General features: G+C 49.6%; 1 protein-coding gene and 1 pseudogene. One reads left to right on the forward strand and one right to left on the reverse strand.

Features of this window, described 5'->3' with window-relative positions; all coding sequences use genetic code 11:
• Position 1 precedes the first annotated feature (1 nt).
• Positions 2 to 220: pseudogene (locus RIE73_RS25710) on the reverse strand (tetratricopeptide repeat protein); the annotation flags it as partial.
• A 1,136-nt stretch (positions 221 to 1,356) separates the two neighbouring features.
• On the opposite strand from RIE73_RS25710, the gene RIE73_RS25715 reads away from it, so the two are divergent.
• Positions 1,357 to 6,666 carry a CHAT domain-containing protein gene (locus RIE73_RS25715; RefSeq protein WP_446403874.1) on the forward strand — a complete coding sequence of 1,770 codons (5,310 nt, stop codon included), beginning with the start codon at positions 1,357 to 1,359 and terminating at the stop codon, positions 6,664 to 6,666.
• The last annotated feature ends 143 nt before the right edge of the window (positions 6,667 to 6,809 follow it).

Below are 6,809 nucleotides of genomic sequence, written 5' to 3' on the forward strand. Positions count from 1 at the left end.
TTACTTCCCGCAAAATCGGCAAAGCTTGGTTGTAGTATTCCAATGCCTTCTGGGGTTGCCCGATACTGGAGTAAACTACTCCAATATTACTCAGGGTGGTAGCAACTCCATCGCGATTACCCACTTCCCGCAAAATCGGCAAAGCTTGGTTGTAGTATTCCAATGTCTTCTGGGGTTGTCCGATGGTGAAGTAAACTCCTCCAATATTATTCAGGGTGGTAGTTCCAGTGCTTTTAAATAGTGTGCTTCTGGTGTGATAACGAATCCAATTCGCCAATACAAATCCCCCAACCAGCGATAAACTGAAAGTCGGGCAACAAACTTGGCTAAACCGTAACGTATTTTTTACAAATCACCTCTATAACTGCCAATTTTGTAACGAATTTGGGAGCCAATGTAACGGACAGTCGAGCGATTACTTTCATCATTTAGGCGTTGATAATTCAGGATAATTGAGGAAAGTTGAGGAGAATTGGGGAGTTGAAGATTTAGGAGTTTATACTTACAGAAAGTAGACTCGGCTGTATTTCTAGCTTTGAGACTTGTCTATGTACCTCACCCCTGTCGCCACCTGCTGTATACAAAACTTAAACAACAGATCATCAGGTATTCATGCAGGGTTTGAATCCTCACCCTCAACCATCCTGTAGGGGCGGGTTTAGGGATTAATGCAAGCATCGACACCGATAACGTTGATCCAAAACCCGCCCTTAATCCTGTGCCTCCCAGGGGATTGAGTAAAGGGCGACCCGAGAATTGAGTGGATACAGTGGTTAATTTGTGCAAGCGGGTCGCCCCTACAGAAACTTCAAATCACCGAATCGGAGCGGGTTTAGTCACAATCGGGGTTGGGCATGAGGGAGATAGGGGAGATAAGTAGTCAGTCAACTCAATTTCTGGATAAGACTAAACATTAATTATCATTTTGTTGAACCGAAAATGTGCTATACTACAGAGCGAGAAAAAACAAAGTCAAAGAAATCAAGGTTTTGAGAACCTGTGCCAAACTTTTAAGAGTAGCTTACCTGTCGTCAGGCAGTTGAATACTCCAGACATCGTAATCGGCTAAAAATAACGGAATAAAGCAGCAACGTTTCTCTGGCTCAAAACCTAATAAAACGAGGGTCAGCGTACTCTGAAGTTAAGCCGATGAGCGGATCAAGTGCTGTCATGACCAGGAAGAAGCGGCAAAGCAATCCGGGGGATGGAGAGAGGTGTCTGAGTCGCCTGTCCTATCATGTCCGGTGGAATACTTACACTATCGGTTGAGACAAGGCAGAAGGCAGAGGGCTCCAGGACTCCAAGGGAAGGAGGAAGGTTGCAAGACAAAAGGGAATAATGACTGTTTAGGCGGACATGATATCCAACTATGGTAAAACGGTGTATCTACTGATGAAATTGGCTCAATGGTGTTGGCATTACCTAGTCCTATCTTGTCCAGGAATTTGGGGCGCGATCGCGTCATTGCCTTTTGTTTCTCCGGCACTGGCGCAACCGATCACCCCCGCAACTGATGGCACCGGAACGGTGATCTCGGTGGAGGACAACCGCATCGATATTTCGGGGGGGAGTCTTTCGGCGGATGGCAACAATCTCTTCCACAGTTTCCAGGAGTTTGGCTTAGAGGCTGACCAAATCGCTAACTTTCTGGCTAATCCGAAGTTAAACCATATCCTCGGTCGGGTGGTTGGCGGTGAGGTCTCTCAAATTAATGGGTTAATTCAAATTACTGGCGGCACTCCCCATCTCTATCTAATGAATCCCGCCGGAATTATTTTTGGTGCCAATGCCCAATTAAACGTCCCGGCTGATTTTATCGCCACCACCGCCACCGGGATTGGTTTTGGCGATAATCAGTGGTTTAATGCTTTTGGCGTAAATGCTTATCAGGATTTAATGGGTACGCCGAATCAGTTTGCCTTTGATTTAGCGGAAGCGGGAAGTATTGTGAATGCGGGGAATTTAACGGTATCACCGGGGCAAAACTTAACCCTACTGGCGGGAAATGTGGTGAACACGGGAACCCTTACCGCACCTGGCGGCACCATTACCCTGGCGGCGGTTCCGGGTGCTAATTTGGTCAAACTTTCGCAACCGGGACATTTACTCTCGCTGGAAATTGCCCCACCCCGGACTCCCTCCGGAACTCTGTTACCTGTCACCCCTCTGGATTTAGCGGAATTATTAACCGGTGCAGGGGAGACGGTGGAGGTTGATGAATCGGAAACCGGGCAACTGAGCGATCGCACGATGACATTCTCCCAGGATACAGGAATGGCGCTGGTGTCTGGTGAGATTAATGGGGCGAATGTTGACACCCTAGGCGGGACAGGGGGTGAAATTAATGTGATTGGCAATCATGTCGGTCTATTTTCCGCCCATCTGGACGCCTCTGGGATCAAGGGTGGGGGTAGAGTGCGGATTGGGGGCGGGTATCAGGGACAAGATACGATACCCAATGCCATTCAGACAACGGTGAGTCCGGATTCCACAATTCACGCCGATGCGTTAACTGAAGGGAATGGCGGTCAAATTATTATTTGGTCAGATCACACCGCCCAGATTCAGGGTCAACTCACCGCACGCGGCGGAACTGTTAGCGGAAATGGCGGATTGATTGAAACCTCCGGTCAACAGGCGCTGCATTTAACCAGTATCCCCGATGCATCTGCACCCCAAGGGACAGGAGGAACCTGGTTAATTGACCCCACCGATATCACGATTGTGGAGAATGGTGGCGGTGAAATTGGCACGAACCAGGTCAATGTGGATACTATTAACACAGCACTAAATAATGGCAATACGGTGATCATTACCACCAGTATTCCAGGGGATACAGGTTTAGGCACGATTACCCTGGACAGTGGTGCAGCGATTCAGAAAACCGCTGGGGGAGAGGCGACGCTGACGCTTCAGGCGGACGATTCAATTACTCTGAATGAGCAAATTAGTGCCAATCGTGGTGAGTTAACTCTGAATCTATTCGCGGATACCGATAACAACGGCGAGGGACAAGTCCGCATCAATCAGCCTATTTTAACCAATGGCGGTGCGATCGCGGTAACAGGGGCTAGTCCCAATTCCGCCAGTATCATGATTAATGCAGAGATTAACGCCGCAGGTGGAGATATTACCCTAACCGGATCAAGCCTTAACCCTAATCACGGGGGAATTCAGGCGGGAGTGATTCGCAGTGATGGAACCAGCCAGGGTGAACATGGGGGGGCGATTCATCTGACCGCCTCTGGGGATATTACCGCCACCGAAATTTCCGCGATTTCCCAAAGTTCGACGTTAATCGGTCATGGGGGTGATATTACCATTCATTCCGATGAAGATATTGCCATCGCCGATGATGTCCTCACCCATGCTGAGAATGGTAATGGTGGGACGATTAACCTGAATGCAGCGGGAATGATCGAGATTCATGATCTGGTCTCGGCGACCAATATCGGCAATGGCGGTGATATTACCCTCAAAGCAGGCGATGATGTCTCCATTCAGGGAAATATCCTCACCCACACCGGAAGTGGTAATGGGAAAGGAGGTGATGTCACCCTAGAAGCCGCGACGATGGGGATTCATTCTATCTTTGCTACCGGGGGAATGTTAGGGAGTGGAACCATTACCATTACTAGCGATGAAATTGATATTGGTGCAAACGTCAGTAGCCAGAGGGGAACCCTTTGGCTGCAGCCGTTGACGCCGAATCAAGGAATTGTGATTGGTGGGTCAAGGAACGATACCTCGGCGTTAGATTTGACGGCGACTGAATTGGGTAAACTCTGGGATGGCTTCAACTCGATTACGATTGGTCAACCGGATAGTCAGGGGACGATAACATTGGCAAACCCGGTTCAGTTTGATGATCCGGTGCATCTGGCGGGGGGTTCCGAATTAATTGGACCGAATGTGGATACTATGTTCACGATTACGGGGACAGATGCGGGTAAGGTGAGTGGATTTAACTCACCCTTAACCTTTTCCGCCATAGAAACCATTCGCGGCGGAAGCGCGGATGATACGATTCAATTTAATACCAGTCAAGCCGGGATTAGCGGCAATATTGATGGCGGGACGGGGAATTTAATTCTGATTGGCGACGAGTTAAATTTTACTGGGATGATATCGGGAACGGGGAATGTCACCTTGCAACCCTTAACCCCAAGTCAAGGGATACAACTGGGAGGAACAGAGAATCAAAATCCCCGTGTTTTAGAGTTGACCACACCTGAGTTGAATGTCCTGCAAAATCGGTTTAACTCGATCACGATTGGCGGGAACAATAGTGGTGGTGTCATGAGTTTAGCTGGGGATGTCACGTTCACAACCCCTGTCACGTTGCAAGTTCTTGGGGATTCAGGTTCAATCAATACCACGGGGGGAACGATTCGGGGTGAGGGAAATGGGGCGATTACCCTGAACGCCAATCAGGATATTATTACGGGTGATATTCTGAACCTCGATCGCGCCTTAAGTTTAGAGAGTCACCAGGGGACAATTACCACCGGAAACCTGCAAGCCGGTGCGATCGCCCTAACCACCCATGGCGGTAATATCAGCATCACCAGTGAGGATGCGATCGCCTTTCCGGGTTCCGGTTTAATTCAAAGCCGTGGCGGAAACATTACCTTGAGGGGAGAGAAGATTAAGGGGGGTGGGGTTACCCTAGATTCCGGTAACCCCATGGGTGAGGGGGGAGGTCTTTATCTTAACGCGGATTCAGGTGAGCTGGCAATAGGCAATCTGAATAGTCAGGGATTGAGGGGAGGCGACATCCAGATTCAAGCCGCCGCCGATATCACCACAGGCGCAATCAATAGCCAGGGGAGTTCCGGGGATGGCGGAGAAGTGACTCTGGAAGGGATGGGCGAGATTCAGGTGCGTTCAATTAATAGTCAAGGAGGGAGTCAAGCTAGGGGAGGTGATGTAGAGATTACGGCTGACAACAACGTCCGGGCGACGGATACCTTTACCGACAAAAATGGCACAGACGCCAGTATTTCCACCACAGGTGGGAACGCTGGGGGAGAGATTACCATTCGCCATGGCGGGAATCAACTTACCCCCTTTACCGTCGGGAATGCCCAAATTAATGGTACAGCCGGGGTTCTCACCACTGGAGAAACGCAACTTATCCCGGTGCAATCCTTCTCCCGGAGTTACCGAGAGGGAAAGATACAAATTCTGCGCCAGGATCTCCCTATCCCTACCGTGATACAATCACCCATCAATCCCGTGGATATCCTGCAACCGCATCCAGTCAACGAACCCCTTAATCTAGAGATTGATTTAGCATCCGAAGCGTTTCCAGAATCCACCTCGACAACCCCCACCGCCACCACGGAAGTCATCCACCAAGAAAGCCAATTCACCAACGCTTATGCAAGCTATCTGGGGATTAAGACTACCCCGCCCGTTACCCTCCAAGAAACCCAAGCCAAGTTGAGTCAAATTGAACAAATCACCGGGACTAAACCCGCCCTCATTTACGCCTTTTTTACCCCCCAACTCTCGACATCAGAACCAACCAACCCCAACCATCAAACCGCTGCATCAACCAACAGTCTTTGGCGGTTTAATCCGTCCCTCTCGCCACAGCAAAAACCCACCCTCCCCAGCAATCCTCAACCCACGGATCAATTAGAACTGGTATTAGTTACCCCGTCTGGCGATATCATTCATCGTTCTGTACCTGGTGCAACCCGAGCCAAGGTACTCCAACAAGCGCGAGAATTTCGGCGGGCGGTGACAAATTTCCTCTTTCCCACTCCTTATCAACCCTCAGCGCAACAGCTTTATCAGTGGTTAGTCGCCCCCCTAGAAGCGGAATTAGCCGCCCAACAGATTACCAGTCTTAGCTTTATCATGGATAGTGGGTTGCGTTCCTTACCGATTGCAGCTTTACATGACGGTACGGGATTTATTATTGAACACTATAGCGTGGGGTTAATGCCCAGTTTTAGCCTGACAAATACCGACTACAAGGCGATCAAAGATACGCCGATTCTAGCTATGGGGGCGTCGGAATTCCAGGAACAAGATCCATTACCAACGGTTCCCCAGGAGTTATACCTAATTACCCATCAATTTTGGTCAGGTGAATCTTTTTTGAACCAAGGCTTTACCCTAGACAATCTGCAACAAGCTCGCATTGCCCAACGGTTTGGTATCTTACATTTAGCCACCCATGGCGAATTTCAACCGGGTCAAGTCAGGAATTCCTATATCCAGTTTTGGCATAACCGCTTAACCTTGGATCAACTGCGGGAGTTACATTTAGATAATCCCCCGGTAGACCTGTTGGTATTAAGTGCTTGTAGTTCAGCATTAGGGGACGAACAAGCCGAGTTAGGATTTACCGGATTAGCAGTACAAGCGGGAGTAAAATCGGCATTGGGTAGCCTTTGGTCAGTCAGCGATACGGGAACCTTAGGACTGATGACGACATTTTATCAACAATTAAACCAAGCACCCACGAAAACTGAAGCCCTGCGTCAAACCCAACTGGCGATGATTCGGGGTGAAGTCCACATAGAGGGGGATGAATTAGTCACACCATCGGGTCAAATTCCCTTACCGGAGAATTTTCTGAATCCAGGAAATGTTAGTCTGACTCATCCCTATTATTGGAGTGCTTTTACGCTGGTGGGTAATCCTTGGTAAAAGGGTGTGGGGTGTGGGGTGTGGGGTGTCGGGTGTGGGGTGTGGGGTGTGGGGTGTGGGGTGTGGGGTGTGGGGTGTCGGGTGTGGGGTGTGGGGTGTGGGGTGTGGGGTGTCGGGTGTCGGGTGTGGGGAACAATTGAACC

The organism is Coleofasciculus sp. C1-SOL-03, assembly GCF_040220555.1.
Lineage (GTDB): Bacteria > Cyanobacteriota > Cyanobacteriia > Cyanobacteriales > Coleofasciculaceae > Coleofasciculus.

What these genes read in the sequence shown, in the direction of transcription:
- RIE73_RS25715 (WP_446403874.1), top strand. Translation starts at nt 1,357, where the DNA reads ATGATATCCAACTATGGTAAAACGGTGTATCTACTGATGAAATTGGCT.